The organism is Polaromonas sp. P1_H6, assembly GCF_056405195.1.
The window spans coordinates 14,191-33,752 of the sequence record NZ_JBFUCN010000001.1 but is presented as its reverse complement, the minus strand read 5'-3'; the positions used below and the strand labels follow the sequence as shown (position 1 = coordinate 33,752).

17 protein-coding genes and 1 tRNA gene are annotated in these 19,562 nt (G+C 64.7%); 8 read left to right on the top strand and 10 right to left on the bottom strand.

All coding sequences use genetic code 11. The features are described from left to right. The first annotated feature begins 182 nt into the window (after positions 1 to 182). The 4 genes from AC1D1F_RS00170 to AC1D1F_RS00155 all read left to right on the top strand — a co-directional run bounded on the left by AC1D1F_RS00170 (position 183) and on the right by AC1D1F_RS00155 (position 4,594). Entirely contained in the window at positions 183 to 611 is a 429-nt protein-coding gene (locus AC1D1F_RS00170; protein ID WP_477676923.1) for a tripartite tricarboxylate transporter TctB family protein, read from the top strand. Between the two features lies 1 nt (position 612). Then, positions 613 to 2,157: a tripartite tricarboxylate transporter permease gene (locus tag AC1D1F_RS00165; RefSeq protein ID WP_477696913.1), complete on the top strand. Its 1,545-nt coding sequence runs from the start codon at positions 613 to 615 to the stop codon at positions 2,155 to 2,157. A gap of 217 nt (positions 2,158 to 2,374) precedes the next feature. After that, the gene (locus tag AC1D1F_RS00160) at positions 2,375 to 2,806 is read left to right on the top strand and encodes a DsrE family protein (protein ID WP_477677461.1); all 432 of its coding nucleotides are present in this window, start codon (positions 2,375 to 2,377) and stop codon (positions 2,804 to 2,806) included. 252 nt (positions 2,807 to 3,058) lie between these two features. Beyond that, positions 3,059 to 4,594, top strand: coding sequence for an FAD-dependent monooxygenase (locus tag AC1D1F_RS00155; RefSeq protein WP_477700617.1), 1,536 nt, complete (start codon positions 3,059 to 3,061; stop codon positions 4,592 to 4,594). Between the two features lie 57 nt (positions 4,595 to 4,651). Here AC1D1F_RS00155 and AC1D1F_RS00150 read toward each other — a convergent pair whose 3' ends face one another. Next, entirely contained in the window at positions 4,652 to 4,897 is a 246-nt protein-coding gene (locus AC1D1F_RS00150; RefSeq protein ID WP_477697392.1) for a hypothetical protein, read from the bottom strand. Between the two features lie 39 nt (positions 4,898 to 4,936). On the opposite strand from AC1D1F_RS00150, the gene AC1D1F_RS00145 reads away from it, so the two are divergent. The 3 genes from AC1D1F_RS00145 to AC1D1F_RS00135 all read left to right on the top strand — a co-directional run bounded on the left by AC1D1F_RS00145 (position 4,937) and on the right by AC1D1F_RS00135 (position 8,003). Beyond that, positions 4,937 to 6,424 (top strand): CYTH and CHAD domain-containing protein, encoded by a 1,488-nt coding sequence (locus AC1D1F_RS00145; RefSeq protein ID WP_477677458.1) that lies wholly within the window; start codon positions 4,937 to 4,939, stop codon positions 6,422 to 6,424. Positions 6,425 to 6,510: 86 nt separating this feature from the next. Further along, positions 6,511 to 6,584 (top strand) — tRNA-Gly (locus tag AC1D1F_RS00140). A gap of 255 nt (positions 6,585 to 6,839) precedes the next feature. Then, positions 6,840 to 8,003 (top strand): serine hydrolase domain-containing protein, encoded by a 1,164-nt coding sequence (locus AC1D1F_RS00135; RefSeq protein WP_477677457.1) that lies wholly within the window; start codon positions 6,840 to 6,842, stop codon positions 8,001 to 8,003. Between the two features lie 39 nt (positions 8,004 to 8,042). On the opposite strand, the gene AC1D1F_RS00130 is transcribed toward AC1D1F_RS00135, so the two are convergent. The 3 genes from AC1D1F_RS00130 to AC1D1F_RS00120 form a co-directional block, all read right to left on the bottom strand. Then, positions 8,043 to 8,864 (bottom strand): alpha/beta fold hydrolase, encoded by an 822-nt coding sequence (locus AC1D1F_RS00130; RefSeq protein ID WP_477700616.1) that lies wholly within the window; start codon positions 8,862 to 8,864, stop codon positions 8,043 to 8,045. Between the two features lie 85 nt (positions 8,865 to 8,949). Beyond that, on the bottom strand, positions 8,950 to 9,405 hold the full coding sequence (locus tag AC1D1F_RS00125; RefSeq protein WP_477697393.1) for a nuclear transport factor 2 family protein: 456 nt from the start codon (positions 9,403 to 9,405) through the stop codon (positions 8,950 to 8,952). A 20-nt stretch (positions 9,406 to 9,425) separates the two neighbouring features. Continuing rightward, the gene (locus AC1D1F_RS00120) at positions 9,426 to 10,286 is read right to left on the bottom strand and encodes an alpha/beta fold hydrolase (RefSeq protein WP_477697394.1); all 861 of its coding nucleotides are present in this window, start codon (positions 10,284 to 10,286) and stop codon (positions 9,426 to 9,428) included. 287 nt (positions 10,287 to 10,573) lie between these two features. Between AC1D1F_RS00120 and AC1D1F_RS00115 the strand changes: the two genes are divergently transcribed. Further along, the gene (locus AC1D1F_RS00115) at positions 10,574 to 11,440 is read left to right on the top strand and encodes a pirin family protein (RefSeq protein ID WP_477677453.1); all 867 of its coding nucleotides are present in this window, start codon (positions 10,574 to 10,576) and stop codon (positions 11,438 to 11,440) included. Between the two features lie 33 nt (positions 11,441 to 11,473). On the opposite strand, the gene AC1D1F_RS00110 is transcribed toward AC1D1F_RS00115, so the two are convergent. The 6 genes from AC1D1F_RS00110 to AC1D1F_RS00085 all read right to left on the bottom strand — a co-directional run bounded on the left by AC1D1F_RS00110 (position 11,474) and on the right by AC1D1F_RS00085 (position 19,549). Continuing rightward, positions 11,474 to 12,946 (bottom strand): aldehyde dehydrogenase family protein, encoded by a 1,473-nt coding sequence (locus AC1D1F_RS00110; RefSeq protein WP_477677452.1) that lies wholly within the window; start codon positions 12,944 to 12,946, stop codon positions 11,474 to 11,476. A 149-nt stretch (positions 12,947 to 13,095) separates the two neighbouring features. Then, positions 13,096 to 14,901, bottom strand: a complete 1,806-nt coding sequence (locus tag AC1D1F_RS00105; protein WP_477700615.1) for a thiamine pyrophosphate-binding protein — start codon at positions 14,899 to 14,901, stop codon at positions 13,096 to 13,098. A gap of 28 nt (positions 14,902 to 14,929) precedes the next feature. After that, complete coding sequence (locus tag AC1D1F_RS00100; protein WP_477676120.1) at positions 14,930 to 15,916, bottom strand: Bug family tripartite tricarboxylate transporter substrate binding protein; 987 nt, start codon at positions 15,914 to 15,916, stop codon at positions 14,930 to 14,932. Positions 15,917 to 16,162: 246 nt separating this feature from the next. Further along, positions 16,163 to 17,479 carry a citrate synthase gene (locus tag AC1D1F_RS00095; RefSeq protein WP_477676121.1) on the bottom strand — a complete coding sequence of 439 codons (1,317 nt, stop codon included), beginning with the start codon at positions 17,477 to 17,479 and terminating at the stop codon, positions 16,163 to 16,165. Positions 17,480 to 17,532: 53 nt separating this feature from the next. Next, positions 17,533 to 18,498 (bottom strand): DMT family transporter, encoded by a 966-nt coding sequence (locus AC1D1F_RS00090; protein WP_477676122.1) that lies wholly within the window; start codon positions 18,496 to 18,498, stop codon positions 17,533 to 17,535. Between the two features lie 58 nt (positions 18,499 to 18,556). Beyond that, positions 18,557 to 19,549, bottom strand: a complete 993-nt coding sequence (locus AC1D1F_RS00085) for a substrate-binding domain-containing protein (protein WP_477697518.1) — start codon at positions 19,547 to 19,549, stop codon at positions 18,557 to 18,559. Between the last annotated feature and the right edge of the window lie 13 nt (positions 19,550 to 19,562).

Genomic DNA, 19,562 nt, shown 5'->3' with positions numbered 1-19,562 from the left:
TGGGCACCGCCGCGTAAAACGAAAGCAGATTGGAAGCCTCGCTTCCTAACATCGCCTCCAGCCCGAACGCCCACCGCCTGCGCTGTGCAGGACCGGAGAGCCGGGACATTAGCAGGAGACGCGATGACCCACCTTTCATTCACCGACAAGGCCCCGCCGGCGCGGCCCCGGAGGTGCTTCCCATGAACCTGACCAACCGCAACTTCGTCCGCGGCCTGTGCCTCATGGCGATCGCCCTGGTCTTCGGCGGCGTGTCCTTCAACTACACGCTGGGCGAGCTGAGCCGCTCCGGGCCCGGCCTGTTCCCGCTGATGGTGAGTTCCTTCCTGTTCATCATCGGCGTGCTCACGGTGGTGCGTTCGCACTTCGTCGACCCCGTGCCCCTGGACTACAGCGTCAAGAACATCGCCATCATCCTGCTGAGCCTGGTGGGCTTTTCGGTGCTGTCCCAGTACGTCAACATGATCCTGGGCATCGTCTTCCTGGTGTTCTGCTCCACGCTGGCCGGCACCTCGTATTCCGTAGTGCGCAACATCAAGATCTCCGTCGGCCTGGTCGCCGTGGCCTTTGCCTTCAAACAATTTCTCGGCCTGAGCCTGCCGCTGTACTGATATGGAAGTCTTTCACAACCTCGCGTTCGGTTTCGAACATGCGCTGACGCTGCAAAACCTGCTGTACTGTGCACTGGGCTGCACGGTGGGCACGCTGATCGGGCTGCTGCCCGGGCTCGGCCCCCTGTCCACCATCAGCCTGCTGCTGCCGCTGACCTATTCCATCCCCACCGGCGGCGCGCTCATCATGCTGGCCGGCATCTACTATGGTGCGCAATACGGCGACAGCGTGAGCGCCATCACCATGAAGATCCCGCACGCCAGCAGCATCGTGGCCTGTATTGACGGCTACCAGATGACGCTCAAGGGCAAGACCGGCCTGGCGCTCTTCACCGCCGGTGTCTCCAGTTTCATAGGCGGCACCGTGGCCATCGTGGTGCTGTCGACCATGGCGCCGGCACTCGGCGAGGTCGGCTTCCTGTTCGGCCCGGCCGACTACTGCGCGCTGATGCTGCTCGGATTCTTCTGCGTGAGTTTTGTCAGCAGCGGCAGCCTGCTCAACGGCCTGGCCATGGCCATGGTCGGCGTGCTGCTGGGCATGGTCGGCACCGACGTCAACAGCGGCGTCGCGCGCTACACCATGAACCTGCCCTTCCTGATGGACGGCATAGGGCTGATCAGCATCGCGCTGGGCTGCTTCGGCATTGCCGAGGTCGTGAAAAACCTCGACAACAAAAACGTGCTCACGCCCTTCAACGGCAAGATCAAGCTCATGCCGACCTGGCCCGAGTTCAAGCGCATCATCCCCAGCGCCCTGCGCGGCAGCGTGATCGGCTCCATCCTGGGCATATTGCCCGGCGGCGGCCCCACCATCGCCCAGTTCGCCGCCTACGCCGCCGACAAGAAGTTCAGCAAGTACAAGCACGAGATCGGCACCGGCTGCATCGAAGGCGTGGCCGGCCAGGCGGCCGCCGACGAGGCCGCCGCGCGCACCAGCTTCATCCCGCTGATGGCCATCGGCATTCCCGAGAATGCCGTCATGGCGCTGATGATGGCGGCCTTTGTGGTCAAGGGCATACAGCCCGGCCCCAACATGATCGCCACCCACCCCGACCTGTTCTGGGGCTTGGTGGCCAGCATGTGGATAGGCAACTGCTTCCTGCTGATCCTCAACGTGCCGCTGGTGCGCTACTGGCTGTCGGTGTTCAAGATTCCCTACACCGTGCTGTTCCCGGCCATCCTGTTCTTCTGCTGCATAGGCACCTACAGCATCAACAACAGCCTGGACGACATCTACACCACCGCCGTCTTCGGCCTGGTCGGCTACCTCTTCCTGCGCCTGGACATGGAAGCCGCGCCCTTGCTGCTCGGCTTTATCCTGGGCCCCATGCTCGAAGAGAACTTCCGCCGCGCCATGCTGCTGAGCCGCGGCAGCTTCAACGTCTTCGTCAACCGCCCCATCAGCGGTACCCTGCTGGGCGTCATCGGCATCCTGGTCGTGTGGCAGGTGGTGGTGTTTGTGCGCAAGCTGGTCAAGTCGCCCGACCATCACATCCATTCAGGCGGTGCACCTGCAGTGCCGCTGCCCGCGACCGGCGGTAAATAGTCAAACGGGGTGTTTTGAGGGCCGCTGGCCCCCACCCCCGCCCTCCCCCAGCGGGGGAGGGAGCAAGAGTGGCGCACCTTGATGGACCGGGGTTGCTCCTTCCCCCGTTGGGGGAAGGTTGGGATGGGGGCCCGCGGCGTTTGAAGGAGCCCGAACGATGGAGTGTCTCAGAGCCGGCATTGTGTTGAAATAAGCCTCCCCCTCAGGAGACTCCCCCATGAACCGCAGACTCGTACTCCAGGCCGGCGCCACGGCAGCCCTCGCCACCCTGCTTCTTGGCGTCCATGCCCAGCCCGCAGGCGGCAAACGCCAGGGCATCGTGATCCAGGTCAGCGATAACGACCCGGCCAAATGGAACCTGGTGCTCAACAACGCCAAGAACCTGCAGGACGACGTGGGCGCAGCCAACGTCGAGATCGAGATCGTCGCCTACGGCCCCGGCATCAGCATGCTCAAGCTTGAATCACCCACCGGCTCGCGCATCGCCGACGCCGCCAAAGCCGGCATCAAGGTCACCGCCTGCGAGAACACCATGCGCGGCCAGAAGCTGACCAAGGACGACATGCTGGCCGGCATCAGCTATGTGCCCGCCGGCGTCACCGAGATCATGAAGAAGCAGCACGAAGGCTGGGCTTACCTGCGGCCTTGACTTTTATCAGGACCTTGCCACGGCTTGGTCATGGATTGTTCCGGGTGAGCCGGAGGCCTTGCTACACTGTGGCTGTCGAAAAAGGCAGACTTGGTATGGTCAGTCCAGGTCCTTTCAGAAACGAGAGCTCTGCCTCCGCACATCGCCGGAGGCCCCACGACGAACACCGATGCCGTAGAGGCGTCCCCTGTTCGTCCGTGTGGTTCTCAACGTCGACGAACCGCTCCGGCCGGACATCACTCAGGAGCGGACATGAACAATTCTTCCATCTATGACGTCGTAGTCGTCGGGGCAGGCCCGGTTGGCTTGCTGCTGGCCGGTGAACTGCGGCTGGGCGGCGCATCTGTCCTGGTGCTCGAGCAGGCCGACAACCCGGACTCTCCGCTCAAGAGCCTTCCCTTTGGCATGCGCGGGCTTTCAATTCCCACTGCCGAAGCGCTCTATCGCAGAGGACTCCTGGGAGAAGTTCAAGCCTTGCAGGTGCAAAGAGCCAAGGCCCCCGACGGCAAGCCGGCGCCTGTCGCGCATTGGATGGGGCAGACGCGGCGCCCCGGCGGACACTTCGCAGGTATCCAGTTCTTCCAGGACAACATCGACAGCAAGCGGTGGCCATACTGCCTCCCCAACCCGGCAAGCGCGCCCATGGTTTCGACCATGGCGGACCTCGAAGCCGTGCTGGACGCGCATGCGACTACCCTGGGGGTGGATATCCGGCGAGGTGTTGCCGTCGACGGGTTCAGCACTTCGGACGAACACGTGGATGTTCTCGCGGGCATCCAGACCTTTCGCGCCCGCTGGCTCGTCGGATGTGATGGCGGCCGCAGCACCGTGCGCAAAGCCGGCGGTTTTGATTTCTTGGGTACGCAGCCGGAGTTCACGGGCTACTCGGTTGAAGTCGAGCTGGCCGACCCGGAGAAGCTGACGCCGGGGCGCCAGTACACCCCCACCGGGGTGTACACGTTCCAGCCCCCCGGAACGATTGCCATGGTTGACTTTGACGGGGGTGCGTTTCACCGCAACCAACCCATGACCCTGGAGCATGTGCAGTCGGTCTTGCGCCGTGTCGCCGGCCCCGGGGTCACCGTCACGGCGCTCAGGCTCGCCACCACGTGGACCGACCGGGCTTTTCAGGCCGGCCAATACCGCAAAGGGCGGGTGCTTCTCGCCGGGGATGCCGCCCACATCCATTCGCCGCTCGGCGGGCAAGGCTTGAACCTGGGATTGGGAGACGCCATGAACCTCGGATGGAAGCTTGCCTCCACCATTCGGGGCGAAGCGCCGGGCGAGTTGCTGGATACCTATGCCGCCGAGCGCCACCCCGTGGGTGCGCAAATTCTGGACTGGTCGCGTGCCCAGGTCGCGCTCATGCGGCCGGGCGAAAGTTCCCGCGCTCTCGGAAGCATCATGCGCGACCTCATTGAGACACCGGACGGTGCGACCTATTTCGCCGAGCGGGTATGGGGTGCGACCTTGCGGTATGACCTTGGCAACGCGCATCCGCTTGCCGGTCGAAGTGCGCCGGACTTCGAAGTGTCCGATGGCCGAAAACTTGCTGATTACCTGCGTGCCGGAAAGGGCTTGTTGCTCGAGTTCGGCGCCGACACCTTGAGACCCATCGCCGGCGCCTGGAAAGACCGCCTCGCATACGCGCGTGCAAGCACCGATGCCCGGTTCGGCCTGAGTGCGGTGCTCGTACGCCCGGATGGCGTCGTCGGCTGGGCAAGCGAGTCGACATCCGACGCCAAAGAGTTGCTCATACAAACGACGCGATGGTTTGGCACACCTTGATAACGGTGGGTTGGCCGCCCGCACCGGCCGGTGAAAGCGCTGGTTCAGCTTACGGCGCTAAGGGTTGATGAGGTGGCAGATCAGCCGGAAGCAGACCGTGAAGATCACGATCACCAGCGCGATCAGCAACAGCCTGTCGCCGGCCTTGGGCAGGGTTTCCATGGCGCGCAGCGTGATGGTGGTGGCGTCGACCACGCCCACCGCGGCGCTGAAGGCAGCACGAAGGCTGGGCTTACCTGCGGCCTTGATTCGGTGAGGGCCTTTGCCTGAAGGTTCACCTGGCGCGCTGCTGCGCAGTACCATGACTCTTGTCGCCGCGCGTTCGGCGCCGCACAAACCCCCATGGAAATCGAACTCAAGCTGAGGCTGCCCCCTGACGCACTGGCCGCGCTGCGCGCCGACCCGCTGTGGGCCCATACCCGCGCCACGCGCAAGCAGCTGGACAACATCTACTTTGACACGCCGCAGCGCGCGCTGGCCCAGGCCGGCATAGGCCTGCGCCTGCGCAGCGACGGCAAGCACTGGCTGCAAACCGCCAAGGGCGGCGGCAGCAGCCGCGCGGGCCTGCACCAGCGCGAGGAAATCGAATTCCCCGTCGCCGGCCCGGCGCTCGAATGGGGGCCGCTGGCCGGTACAGCTTTTGAGTCGGTTCTGGCGCCCCTCAAAGACAAATTACAGCCGCAATTCCGCACCCGCTTTGAGCGCGAGATCCGCCAGGTCACAGCCGCCGCGGGCGGCATCATCGAGGTCGCCATCGACCACGGCGAAATCCTGGCCGGGGACCACAGCGAAGCGCTGTGCGAGGTGGAACTGGAACTCAAGGGCGGGCCGGTCGACGCGCTGTTCGCGCTGGCCCTGCTGCTGGTGGAACGCCACCCGCTGGTGCTGGACAACCGCAGCAAGGCCGAACGCGGCGACCGGCTGGCCCGCGGCGCGGCGCTGGAGCCTGCCGTCAAGGCCGCTGAACTGGCAACACCCCCGGGTGAGGACGCCCGCGACGCCGCGCGAGAGGCCGTGCAAGCCTGCCTGGCCCACTGGCAGGCCAATGAAGCCGGCTTCCTCGCCCAGCCCCAGGCCGGGCACTATGACAGCGAATACCTGCACCAGCTGCGCGTCGCGGTGCGGCGCCTGCGTGTGGCCTGCGGCCCGCTGGCCGGCGCGGCCGAATGGCGGCAGGAAGCGCTGGCACCCTTGCAGGACAGCCTGCGCGCACTGGGCCAACGCCTGGGCGCCGCCCGCGACTGGGACGTCTTCATCGAAGAAACCTGGCCCCCGCTGGCGGACAGCCTGCACGACGCGGCGCTGCGCCAGAAGCTGCAGGAGACCATCGCCCTGCAACAGGCCACCGCGCGCCTGCAAGCCCAGGCCGCCCTCGAGGAACGCGACACCCAGCACCTGCTGCTGCAGCTGGGCCGCTGCCTCACCCAGCCCGAGGACGAAGGTCCACCCGTGCCCTTTGACGCGCTCACGGCGCAGCTCGAGAAACTGGACCACAGGCTACGGCAAGCCCTGCCCCGGCTGGAACAGCTAAGCCCCACGCGACTGCACCGCCTGCGCATCACCGCCAAAAAGCTGCGCTACCTCACCGAGTTCATCGCCGGCCGCTATGACGCCAAAGCCATCGAAGACTGGCTGGACTGGCTCAAAAAGGCGCAAACCGTTTTTGGCGTGCACAACGACCGCGTGACGGCCAGGGCTCATATCGAGACCCTTTGCAGTGGCATGGACCAGCCCGGCAAGCTGCAGCACAGCCTGCAGGCGGCGCTGCGCGAGCAGGAGCAGCCTGAGCTTTCGCTGCCTGAGTTGCCTGAGCCTTACTGGCGCTCGTGAAGACCGGAACCGGGGTGTAAAATCGCCGCGAGCCCGCCCCTGGCGCGGCTTCAGCGCAAAAGGTGGTTCGTCAGCAGCCACACAACGCGGGTGTAGTTCAATGGCAGAACGGCAGCTTCCCAAGCTTCATACGAGGGTTCGACTCCCTTCACCCGCTCCATATCCCTGGATCTTGATTCTTTGAAGATTTAGCGGCAATTTCCATTCCCCATCCAGCCCTGCTGTCAAAAAGATATACGCCAAGGGGCCAACTCACTGAGCACGAGCGGATGGCGATGGCATCCGGGCGCAGTTCCAGGTACAGCAGGGTAGGCTAGACTTCCATCGCGGTGAGCAGCCGTAGTACATGGGTCCGGCCCAAGAGCCTGCGGTCATCAGCTGCGGTCAAGGCCGTTGCTCTGCAGGAGTCATTCACATGCGCCACCTCGCTACCGCCGTCGTTTTGATCCTCAATGCGCTTGCCGCGTCCGCCGCGCAGGTGGGTGTACTTCCACCTCTGGACGAAGCAGCCGGGCGCCTGCAACGCCAAACACCGGCGCTGATGGCCAGCGCCAGGGTGCCGGGGCTATCCATGGCACTCGTTACCGACAAAGGATTGGCCTGGCACGGTACGTTCGGCCTGGCGAATGCGCGCACGCGGGAACCGGTGGCGGAGGACACCGTGTTCGAGGCCGCTTCACTGAGTAAAGCGGTTTTCGCCTATGCGGTGCTGCAACTCGTGGACGCCGACCTGCTCGAGCTGGACACTCCGCTCGTGCGCTACCTCCCGGGTGGCTACGAAGTGGGAGAAGACCCGCGCCTTGCGCAGATGACGGCGCGCCATGTGCTGAGCCATCGCACGGGCTTTCCGAACTGGAGGACGGCGGGAGCACCCTTGACGATTCATTTCACGCCGGGTGATCGCTTCAGCTATTCAGGAGAAGGCTTTGTCTACCTTGCCAGTGTGGTGGAACGCATCACCGGGGAAAGCACCGAGCGCACGGTAAAGCGGCTGGTTTTCGACCCCCTGGGCATGACGCACAGCAGCTTCCTCTGGCAAGACAGCCATGCGCAACGCAAGGTTTTCGGCCATGACACACGCGGCGAGCCGCAAGGGCAGCGGCGCTGGGCATCTGCGAACCCTGCCGCCAGCCTGAGCACCACAGCGCCGGATTACGGGCGCTTCCTGGTCGCAGTGTTAAACGGCGAACGATTGAAGCCGGACACCGCAGCGCAGATGCTGCGCAGCCAGGTTCGCGTGGGGCCATTTACGAGCAGCATTGGCCGGCCGGCAACACCGCTTTCGGACGAAGTCACCTGGGGCCTCGGTTGGGGGCTGCAACAACGAAACGGGGACGAAGCGTTTTGGCACTGGGGCGACAACGGAAACACCAAGGCCTTCGCAGTGGTATCGCGCACGCATCGACGTGGCCTCGTGTTCTTTGCAAACGGCGCGAACGGTCTGTCAATCGCAGCAGACCTCGTGGCGTTGGCCATGGGGGAAGGAGGGCAGCCGGGTCTGGAGTGGCTCGACTACCGGCGCTGGCAGAACCTGCCGCCCGGCAGTCGCGGCGACCTCCCGCCTCAGCTATTGCACTAACGTCCTGCGAAGGATGTTCATGGCAAAGGCCGGCTGTCTCTATCGCCGCAGCAAACTTTCAAAATATCGCCCGAGCGCCAGGTTGAACGCCTGGGGTGCTTCCAGTGGAGGCAGATGCGCCATGCCCTGAAGTACCAAGCTTTGGGCCCCGGGTATGCGCTGCGCAACAAGCGCGCACCTTTCCTGCAAGTGCGGGAGGTCAAGATCGCCCCACATCACGAGCGCAGGCGCTTTGATCGCTTCCAGCTGTTCCCATGCTGAAGGTTCTTCGGATGCCGGGCCAGGGTCGGCTGCCCGTAAAGCGCTACCGTTCATCGAAAGGAAGAGCCGGCGAATCTCACCGCCTACCCGATCTGGCGGACTCAAGGGGCCGTCCAGCCAAAGACGTGCCTGAAGCTCATTCTTTGCATCCAGGTCGCCCTGCGCCGCAGCAGCGCTGATTGCATCCATCAGGGCTTTGACCGAATCGCCGTATCGTGGCGCCGGCGCGCCGCTAACGCCGGGAGAAACCAGCACCAGACCGCCCACCCGGTCCGGCCGCGCCAACGCCGCGTCGATGGCTACGCGGCCTCCCATGGAACAGCCCACCAGCACCGCACGGTCATATCCCAAAGAATCCATCACGTCCCTAAGGTCGGCCACATTTGAATACGGCGTTGGCCTCAATGTGCGCGATTCTCCAAAGCCACGGCGGTCGTAACTCACCACAGGATGGATTGTTGCCAGCCAGTCCCATTGGCCTTGCCACATTCTTCGATCCGCGACGTTGGCGTGCAGCAAAACAACCGGCATGCCCACTGCCCCATGGTTTGTCTCGTATTCCACGGCCAGCAACGCGCCAGGAACTTCATGCAGCTTCATTGTTTTCATGGCTATGACGATACTGATTGCAGGCCCTGGATGTCAACTGTGATGGCCGGCCGCTTGCCAGTCGCCCAGCAGTGGCTCACCCGATGCCGTGCTGGCGCAGCAGCGCCTCCTCGTCCCCGGTGATCCAGCCGAACACCCTGGCCGTGGTGCCTTCAAGACGCACTAGATAGACGTTGGTGAAGGGGATGACTTTTTCCTGGCCTTTGGCCTTGTAGGTCGCGCTCCATTCCACGCGGGCCAGTCCGTGAAGCTCGTCAATTACCGAGACATGGAGATTGCGCACCACCATTTGCTGCACGCCTGTTTCACGATAGTGCTTGAAACCCTGCACCGTCACCTTTTTGAATTCTTCATCGTTCTTGCCCGCGAAGAGGCCCGAGGGCGATGCGGCGATAAACGAATCCGCATAGAGTGCCGCGACGGCCGGCAGGTCGACTTCGCCCTTTAAGCCGGCGTTGAAGTGGCCTTCATAACGATCAAACAATTGCCGCACCGCTTGCTCCATCTCGTGGGAACCGGCTTCCTTGTTCATGACATGCACCCCTTTAAATGTCACCCTCTCTCTTTCACAAAATCGAAGATCAGCTCCGCGCACTGCGCCGCGTGCGTCTCGAGCAGAAAATGCGGGCCGTCGAGGACATGCGCCTCCATGTGCGGCAAGTCCCGTAGCCAGGACACGATTTCAGCGCAGTCGAAGAAGCTGTCATGCCGTCCCCAGAGCATGAGCGCCGGCGGCTGGTGCTGGCGCAGGTAACGGCCGATGTCCTTGAACCGGTCGGCATAACGGCCATAGTCCTTGACCAGGGCGCGCTGCAGTTCAAGATGGCCGGGCTGGCTCATGATGCGCCAATCCTCTATCCAGTTGTCGGCGGAGATGCGCGAGGCGATGTCCTCCGGTATGCCGCCGACGTACTGGGCGCGCACCCCTTCGAAGCTCAAATGCGCCGTGGCGGCTTCTTCATTTTCTTTCGACGGCGTATCCCAATAGGCAATCGTGTCCTGCCAGGCCGGGCCAAAGCCGGTGCGATGCGCGTTGGCGTTCTGGATCACCAGGCCCAGCACGCGGCGCGGGTCGCGCATCGCAAGGTCTAGCGCGACGGGTGCACCGTAGTCGTGCACATACAGGTAGGCGCTGGCCACGCCAAGCTTTTTCAGCAGGTCCTCGATCACATCGGTGAAGCGCGCGAAGCTCGGATCGGGAATGAGGCCTGATTGGCCGAAACCCGGAAGATCCGGCGCGATCACAAAACACGTTTCCGACAAGCGCGGGATGATGTTCCTGAAGGTTCGTGACGAGCTCGGAAAACCATGCAGGAGCAGGAAGGCGGGATTGCTCCGGTTTCCGGCGAGCACAGCGGAAATCCTGCAGCCGGCAATATCAAAATCCTCACGGCGCGCTGGGCTGTCCGTCATTTCGGTTCTCCCCGGCGATGGATGGGTGGGTTCAAAGAGTCAGCCTAGCCGCCCCTGCGTGGTGGCGTGTGGGAATATGGTGCGGCGCGGTATCGGACGCTTTCCCGTCGCCTGCCTGGCGCTTCCCGGGGGCAATTCCCCTATGCCAGCGCGTCCCTCCCAATTGTTCTAAAAACAGAACGCAGACATGCGGTTTTGCCCCCTAATGGGGCGTCTTTTTTCCCCCATCTGCCCTGTGTTGGCCCGGTTCTTGCCGGCCTCACCACAGGAAACAGGAGAAACACGCGATGAAAAAGATTCTGGGCATTTACAGCAACCCCCATGGCCACTGGGTCGGTGACGGTTTCCCCGTGCGCTCGCTGTTCACCTATGACACGCTGGGCTCGCATGTGAGCCCCTTCCTGTTGCTGGACTATGCCGGCCCGGCGCAGTTTGAGCCCACCGACACGCCGCGCGGCGTGGGCCAGCACCCGCACCGTGGTTTTGAGACCGTGACCATCGTCTACAAGGGCGAGGTCGAGCATCGCGACTCCACCGGCAACGGCGGCGTGATCGGCCCGGGCGACGTGCAGTGGATGACGGCGGCATCCGGCATCCTGCATGAGGAATTCCACTCGCGCGAATTCACGCGCACGGGCGGGCCGTTTGAGATGGTGCAACTGTGGGTCAACCTGCCGGCCAAAGACAAGATGGCGGCGCCGGGCTACCAGGGCATCCTGGACAAGGACATCCCGCGGGTGGACCTGCCGGACGGCGCGGGCACGGTGCGCGTGATCGCGGGCGACTATGAGGGCCACAAGGGGCCGGCGCGCACCTTCACGCCGATCGACGTCTGGGACATGCGGCTGCGCGAAGGCAAGACGGTGGTGCTGACCATTCCCGAAGGCCGCACGGCGGCGCTGGTCGTGCTGCGCGGCACGGTGCAGCTCAACGGCCAGGAAGTGGTGCGCGAAGCGCAGATGGCGCTGCTGGAGCGCGAGGGCGAAGCGCTGCAGATTGAAGCCAACGGCGACGCCACCCTGCTGCTGCTCAGCGGCGAGCCGATCGACGAGCCCATCGTGGGCCATGGGCCGTTTGTGATGAACACCCGTGAGGAAATCCTGCAGGCGATGAAGGATTTCAACGCGGGGCGTTTTGGGCGGATGGCGGGCTGAACCCCGCACAGCCCCACGGGCTGTGCGATGGCTTTAGCCGAGCTTCAGGTTCACGTTCTTGGTATACGTGAACTCCATGAGCTCGGCAAAACATTCCTCGCGCCCAATGCCCGATTGCTTGACGCCGCCGAAAGGCGCGCCCATGAAGTGCTGGCTGGAGTTGTTGATCCACACATAACCGGTGTGTATGCGTTTGGCGGCGCGGTGCGCGGTGTTGATGTTCTGCGTCCAGATGGAGCCGGTGAGGCCGAAGTCGACGCCGTTGACCTGCTCGAACAGGCTGTCTTCGTCAGTCCATTTAAAGACCGACATGATGGGGCCGAAGACTTCTTCCTGCGCCAGACGCATGTGCGGTTTCATGTCGGCGAACACGGTGGCTTCGTAGAAGAAGCCGTCTTTCAGCGCCTCGTCCGTAGGCTGCTTGCCGCCGCAGACCAGACGGCCGCCGTCTTCCAGGCCCTTGGCAACGTAGCCCTGCACTTTCTCGAGCTGCGCGCGGCTGACCAGCGAGCCCATGGTGGTCCTGGGGTCGGTCGGAATGCCGGGCTTGTGGCGCTCGGGCAGCAGCTTGACGACTTTCTCCAGAACCTGGTCATGGATGGACTCGTGCAGGAAGACGCGGCTGGTGGAGCCGCAGCTCTGGCCCGACCAGGTGAAGTTCATGCCGCCGATGATGCCGTTGACGAGTTTGTCGATATCGGCATCGGGGTAGGCGATGAGCGCGTTTTTGCCGCCCAGCTCCAGCAGCACGGGCTTCAGGTTGTCGGAGGCCGTCTTCATGACGGCCTTGCCCGTGGGCACGCCGCCTATCAGCGTGATCTTGCGCACCAGCGGATGCTTGCCCATGGCGTCGCCGCACTCGCGGCCGCCGCATAAAAAGTTGGCGACGCCGGGCGGGAAGACGTCGCCCACGAGTTCAGCCAGCCGCAGGATGGACAGGGGTGCCTGGTCGGGCGACTTCACCACCACGGTGTTGCCGGCGGCCAGCGGTGCGGCCAGGCGGGCGGCGGCGAACATGAAGGGGTGGTTGTAGGCGACGATGCGGGCGATCACGCCCAGCGGCTCCTGCAGCGTGTAGTTGAAGTTGCCGTCGCCCATGGGGATGGTTTCGCCCTTGATCTCGGTGGCCAGGCCCGCGAAGTAATCCAGGCAGTCGGCGGCAAAACCCGCGTCCATGGCCAGGGCCGACACCGGGTTGCCGTTGTTGAGCGAGTCCAGCAACGCCAGCGGCACCGCATGCTCGCGCAGCACGGCAGCAGCCTTTCGCAGGTAGCGGCCGCGCTCCACGGGCGGCGTGGCGGCCCAGGCCGGAAACGCCGCGTGGGCGGCCTGCACGGCGGCATCCACATCGGCCGCATCGGCGATGGGGGCCGAGGTGATGGCTTCGTTGTAGGTCGGGTTAAAGGTGTCGGCATAGCCGCCGGCCTTGGGCGCATGCCAAGCGCCGCCGTAGTACAGGCCGCGTTGGGTCGGCAGGATGCCGACGGGGATTTCGTGTGCGCGCATGTGTTTGCTTCCTTTGATGCTCTTGTGTTACTCCCTCTCCCTCTGGGAGAGGGCGGGGGTGAGGGCTCCCTGCATTCGGATGCTGTGACGGCTCCACGGCCGCTGGCCCTCACCCTAACCCTCTCCCAGAGGGAGAGGGGAAAAACGGCTCAGTCCTTGGACCGCGTGAGCCCCGCCGTCATGGCCGCGCTGTAGCCGGTCTGCACCACCACGTCGACCACCACGGTTTCACCGCGCTTCACGGCGGCGATGGCGTCCACCAGGATCTTCTCGAGTTCGCCGGCGTCCTCGACCGGGCCAATCCCCGTCAGCCCCTGGCCGCGCGCCATCATGGCGAGGTCGGGCGGCGGGTCGCTGATGCGCTGGCCTATCCAGCGGTTCTCGATCGGGCGCTTGCGCTGGCGTGCCACGCGCTCCTGGTGCACCTCGTCGTTGAAGAAGGAGCGGTTGTTACAGACCACCACCAGCATGGGGATGCGCGCGTTGGCGGCCGTCCACAGCGCGTTGACGCCCATCATGTAGTCGCCGTCGCCTATCACCGCGACGGGCAGGCGGTCAGTGCCCTTGAGGCCCAGCGCCGAGCCTATGGACATGCCGGGGCCGGAACCGATGCCGCCGCCGCCGTCATAACCGAGGAAGTCCAGCGGATGCCTGAAGTCCCACATCTCGCCGCTCCAGCTCAGCGGCAGGCGCATCAGGCAGACCTTCTGGTCACCGACCGCGCGCTTGAGTGTGGCCGCGAGTGTGGACACCATCATGTTGCTGGCGCCCGAGGCGCCCGGCACGGGCTGCACCGGCGGGTATACCGGCAGCGGCCGCTTGGCGGGTGCGGGTGTCTTGCGCGCCCTGACCTGCTGGTTCAGCAAGGTTACTGCCGGCTCGGGCTCGCACAGCATGAAGACGTCGACCGGCGGCAGGCCCTGGTGGTCCATGCTCCAGCCGTTGTGGCTGTAGTGGTCGACCGAGACCTGGATGATCTTGCTGCCCACGGGCTTGTCGCCCCAGGCCTGCTTGAGCGTGCCGGAGAGGTCCAGCCAGTCCAGGCTCAGCACCACGTCGGCTTCGCGCAGCACTTGCTGCGCATTGGGGGTGAGGAAAGCGCCACTGGGCGCGGCGTGCAGCGGGTGGTCGGTCGGGAAGGCCGCGCCCACGCGCAGGTCGGTCAACACCTCGGCGTTCAGGGTTTCGGCCAGTTTGATGCGCTCGGCCCAGGCGGCTTCGCTGCGGGTGACGCGGCCCATCAGGATCACCGGGCGGCTGGCCTTGGACAGCAAGGCCGCGGCCTGCGCGACGATGTCGTCCGAAGGCCTGGCCTGCGGCGGCGCGAGGTAGCGCGCCGGGTCGGGGATCGTGGGGCGCTCAGTAAGCTTGGATTCCTGCAGGGCCGCATCAAAGCAGACATAGACGGGGCCCTGCGGCGCGGTGGTGGCAATCTGCCGCGCGCGCAGCAGGGCCTCTTGCGCGGAAGGGATGGATGCGGGCTGGCAGTCCCACTTGGTGAAGTGGCGCACCAGGGCGGCCTGGTCCTGCGCCGTGTGGATCCAGTCGATCCAGGGGCGGCGCTTGTGGGCGTCGACCGGGCCGGTGGCGCCCAGCACGATGACGGGCACGCGGTCCACCCAGGCGTCGAAGATCGCCATGGAGCCGTGCATCAGGCCGACGTTGCTGTGCAGGATGGCGATCAGCGGCTTGCCTGTGACCTTGGTGTAGCCGTGGGCGATGGCCACCGCGTGCTCTTCATGCAGCACCACCATCATCTGCGGCTTTTCATTGCCGAGGTGGTTGACGATGCTGTCGTGCAGACCGCGAAAGCTCGCGCCCGGGTTCAGCAGCACATAGGGAATGTCCATCGCGCGCAGCATGTCGGCAATGGCATCGCTGGCCCAGACGGTCTCTTCCGGTTCGGAAGGCTGGGGAATGTCGCGGCGCACGGCGGAGCCGGAAGGAAGAGTCATGAAATCTCCTGATGAAAAAAGAGGCCGCTTACTCTGGTTTGATATTGGCTGTCTTGATGACGGCTGCCCAGCGCTTCTGGTCGTCGGCGATCAGTTTGGTGAATTCAGCGGGCGTGCTGGTCTCGGCATAAATGCCCTGCTCGGCCAGCTTGGCCTGCACGTCGGGCAGCGCCAGCGAACGGCGCAGTTCGGCATTGAGCTTGTGGATGATGGCGGCCGGCGTTTTGGCCGGGGCTACCATGCCTATCCAGATGTCGCTTTCATAGCTGGGCACGGTTTCGGCGATGGTCGGCACGTTGGGCAGCAGCTCGACGCGTTTGGTACCTGTGGTGCCCAGCGCGCGCAGCTTGCCGCTGCGGATGTGCGGCAGCGCCGAGTTCATGGGGCAGAACATCACGTCCACTTGGCCGCCCAGCACATCGACCAAGGCGGGCGCGGAGCCCTTGTAGGGAATCTGCGTGAGCTTGGTTCCGGTCATGGATTTAAAAACCTCGGCCGCCATGTGCTGCGGGCTGCCGGAACCAGCGGAGGCATAGGTCAGCTTGTCGGGGTTGGCCTTGGCCAGGGCGATCAGTTCAGCCACGCTGGTGGCCTGCACCTTGGCCGGCGAGACCACCAGCACCATGGGCACGCGGCCCATCAGGGTGATGCCGGTCAGGTCGCGGTTCACGTCGAAGGGCAGCTTGGGATACAGCACCGGGTTGACGGCAACGGTCTGGTTGGGCGCGACCGCGATGTTGTAGCCGTCGGCCTCGGTCTTGGCCATGAAGTCGGTGGCGATGTTGCCGGCCGCGCCGGGCTTGTTGTCGACGATGACGGGCTGGCCGAAGGACTCGGACATCTTCTGGCCCAGGATACGGGCCAGAACGTCGTTGGAGCCGCCGGGCGGCAGCGGCACGACGATGTGGATGGGCTTGACCGGGTAGTCCTGTGCCCAGCCCAGCGAGCCGGCGAAGGCGGCGAAAGCGCCGGAAAAGCAGAGGGCGAGCACCCCGGTGCGGCGATTGAATGGCATGTCTTGTCTCCAGTTTTTATGGCGCGAATTTGCAGGCGCCAGTCATCCTAGTGAAGACCCAAGATTGATTCAATCTTGAACATTGAATCAATGTGAACGGGCCTCCACCTTTTCAACAATGCGCTCGCCCTGAGCGACCGAAGACCCGTGCATCACGAAGAAGGGCGGGGTGTTTTGAGGCCGCTGGCCCCCACCCCTGCCCTCCCCCAGAGGGGGAGGGAGCAAGAGCGGCACGCTGCGATGACGCTAGGACCGGATTTGCTCCTTCCCCCGCTGGGGGAAGGTTGGGATGGGGGCTGGCGGCTTTACAAACTTCGCACGCGGCCGCAGCAGCGTTCCTGCCGCGCGCTGCTCCTGCACATGCGCAACCCAGCCCGCAAGCCGTCCCAGCACAAACAGCGCGGCCGTGGCCTGACGCGGCAGTCCCATGGCGCGGGCCATCACGACCAGCGCCAGTTCCTGCCGGGGCAACAGGCCGGCACCGTCGCGCATCTCGTTGATGAAACGCGAGACCGCGCGCAGTTCGCGGCCGGGGTTCTCACGGTTGAGCACCATGGCCAGCAGCTGCGCGGCGCGCGGGTCGCCCTTGGGATACAGCGGGTGGTCGAAGCCGGGCACGCTCTGGCCCTGGGCATGGAGCTTGTGGGCGCGCTTGACGAGTGCGGCTGTGGTGGGGGCCTGGCCCAGGAAGTCTTCCACGCGCTCGTACATGCGGCCCACGGCCACGCCTGAGGTCGCGCACAGCGCGGCGGCCAGGCAGCTGTGCAGGGTGCCGCCGGCGGAAGCCACGACGCGGGCGGCCAGGGTGCCGGGCGGCAGTTCATGATCGGCCATCAGGATCAGCATGGCGCGCAGGGCTTCGCTGTTCTCCGCGGTCGGCGGCGCGGCCAGTGCGTGCAGCAGGCCGGTGACCATGGACTCGCCGCGCTGCAGGGGCCGATAGCTTTGCGCCGCCCCGACAAAACCGCAGCAGGCCACCACGGTCTGCATGATCTCGCGCGCGGCCGGCAGGGTCTTGCCCTGCGACAGGCGTTCGGCCACGGAGCCGCGCCGCATGCCGAGCAGCAGCACCACGAGCGCGAAGGACTCGAGCACGTTGCCCTGCACCTGCAGCGAGGTCAAGGTCTGGGTGAGCTTGACGAGTTCGGCGGAGGGCTTGCGCACAAGCCAGGCTTTCGCGCGGGTGGCCAGCTCGCCGGTCCAGAGCAGTTCGGCCACCGCTTCGAAGGAAGCGCCGGATCGCACCAGGTCGGCGGCCAGGTGGCCGCGGTAGCGCGGGCCCTGTTCGGTGATCTCGGTGATGGAGGTCGGGAAGATCGGTTCGCCCCAGTTCATGGCCGAGGCCGCCACCGCGCCGTGGCCGGAGCGCGCCAGCGAGCGCATGCCGACGCGCGTGAGGTCGTCGCGCAGGTAGAGCTTTCCCTTCTGGCCCTGCTGGGCCACGCTGCGTATCCAGCCCCGGCTCACGTAGGCGTACAAGGTCTGCGGCCTGACATTGAGGATCATCATGGCCTCGGCCGCCGTGGCGTAGTCGCGGTGCAGCGTTTTGTCCGGGGTGTCCATGGGCTTGCCTTGTCTCCTGGCGAAATGTTGCCGGCCTGCGGTGGGCCGGCGGCTCAGCGCATCACGATGATGGCGATTCCAAGCAATGTCAAGCCGCTGCCGGCCAGCGTGGTGGCCTTGATGGCGTCCCTGTCCTTGAACAGCAGGTGGCTCAGCGGAAACACCAGGATGGGCGTGCACAGGGTCACCAGCGTGGCGATGGACAGCGGTATGTAGCGCATGGCGGCGATCACGCAGATCTGCGCGGAGATCGTCGACACGCCGATCAGTGCAAAAAGCGCCATGCCGCCGCGGTCGGCCGCGCGCATGCGCGAGGCGATCTCGCGCTTGCCGGCGCTGAACAGCAGGTGAAACGCCAGGCCACTGACCGCTCCGACCAGTGCGCCCAGCACGGGCTCGTTCCAGCCACGCACCGCCGAGCCCCTGAGTACATTGCCGATCGCGTAGGCCATGGAACTGCCCACGCCCAGCAGGAACACCGACTGCAGCACGCGCTGCATCGCGGTCGATGCAGGGGCCACAGGCGCGGGGCCACCGTCGGGCGCCATCACGGCGGCCGCGCCTCGGCGCGAGAAGAACCCGGGCTTGTAGCTGACCAGCATCAGGCCGGCGATGGTCATCACCATGCCCAGCGCCACCAGCACGCTCAGGCGCTCACCCAGCCACAGCCAGGCCATCAGCGCGGTGAACAGCGGGCTGCTGATCTGGAAGATGCTGGCCTTGGCCGGGCCGAAGCGCACGACGGATTCATAAAAGAAGAAACGCCCCAGGTAGGTGGCGAAGGCGCCCGCCGCGGCGAACAGCCAGAAGGCCTGCGAATTCCACTGCAGCACGTCGCCACGCAGGCCCATCTGCACGCCGAAAGCCAGGGCCGAAAAAGCAACGTTGGCGGAGGTGGCAACCAGGAAACCCAGGCCGAGGTCCAGGCGATGGGACGCCACCTTGGTGACCAGGATGGACGCGGTGAAAAGCAGCAAGGCAGCGCTTGCCAGCAGATAGCCCAGAAAGGTGTCAGACATCCAGTCTCATCTTGTCATCTTGATCTTGTTGTGCGCCGGCTGTGTGCCGGTGGGCTCCCTATATTTTGAAGGCTTCGAGCGATTCGGGCGCGAACAGCTCCTCGGGTTTAAGCAGCCGCTTCGACAGGCCCTGCTCAAACGAATAGCGCAAAAAGGTCTGCAGCGTGGCCTGGTTCTTCTCGAAGCCGTAGGGCCAGAAGTCCTCGCCCATCTCGCGCCTGACCTGCTCTACGTGCGAGGTCAGCCAGGGCAGCATGGCCTTGAGGGCCGCGGTTTCATAGAGGTCCTCATAGGTGCGGCGCTGCGACTCTTCGAGTGCCTTCATCATCGAACGCGCGACCCAGCGGTTGGCCTCGTAAACGTCGCGGCGTATCGCGACCGTGTGCATGATGGGGAAGATGCCCGTCTCTTTGAAGTAGTTGCGCTCGACCTGCTCATAGTCGTCAAACAGGCGCAGCACCTTGCCGCCGCCCTTGAGGAAGCTGGACGGCATGCGTGCGGTGTAGAGCGCGTCGATCTCGCCGTCGAGCAGCATCTGCGCCAGGGTCTGGTCGGGCCCTATGCGCTCGACCTTGATGTTGGGCGGTAAATCAAGCTTGATTTTTTCGGAGCGGCCGGGCTCTTCCTCGCCACCGGTGAAGTAGGTCACGCTGTCGACGGGCACGCCGTAGTGGTCGGACAAAATGCCGCGTATCCACACCGGGGCCGTCATCTGGTACTCGGGGTTGCCGACGCGTTTGCCGATCAGGTCCTTGGCTTCGCGGATGCCTGAGTTGGCGTTCACATAGATGCAGGAGTGGCGGAAAAAGCGCGAGGGGAACACCGGGATCGCCACAAAGGGCCTCGACTCGTTGAACATGGAGACGGTGTACGACGACAGCGACATTTCCGCGACGTCGAACTCCTTGTGCCGCAGCATGCGGAAGAAGGTTTCTTCCACCGGCATGTTGAGGTAATTCAGGTCTATGCCGTCGGGCTGCACGCTGCCGTCCATCAGGGCGCGGGTGCGGTCGTAGTTCCAGCAGCCGAAGCTCAGTTTCAGTTTTGACATGTCGCGGTGTGTT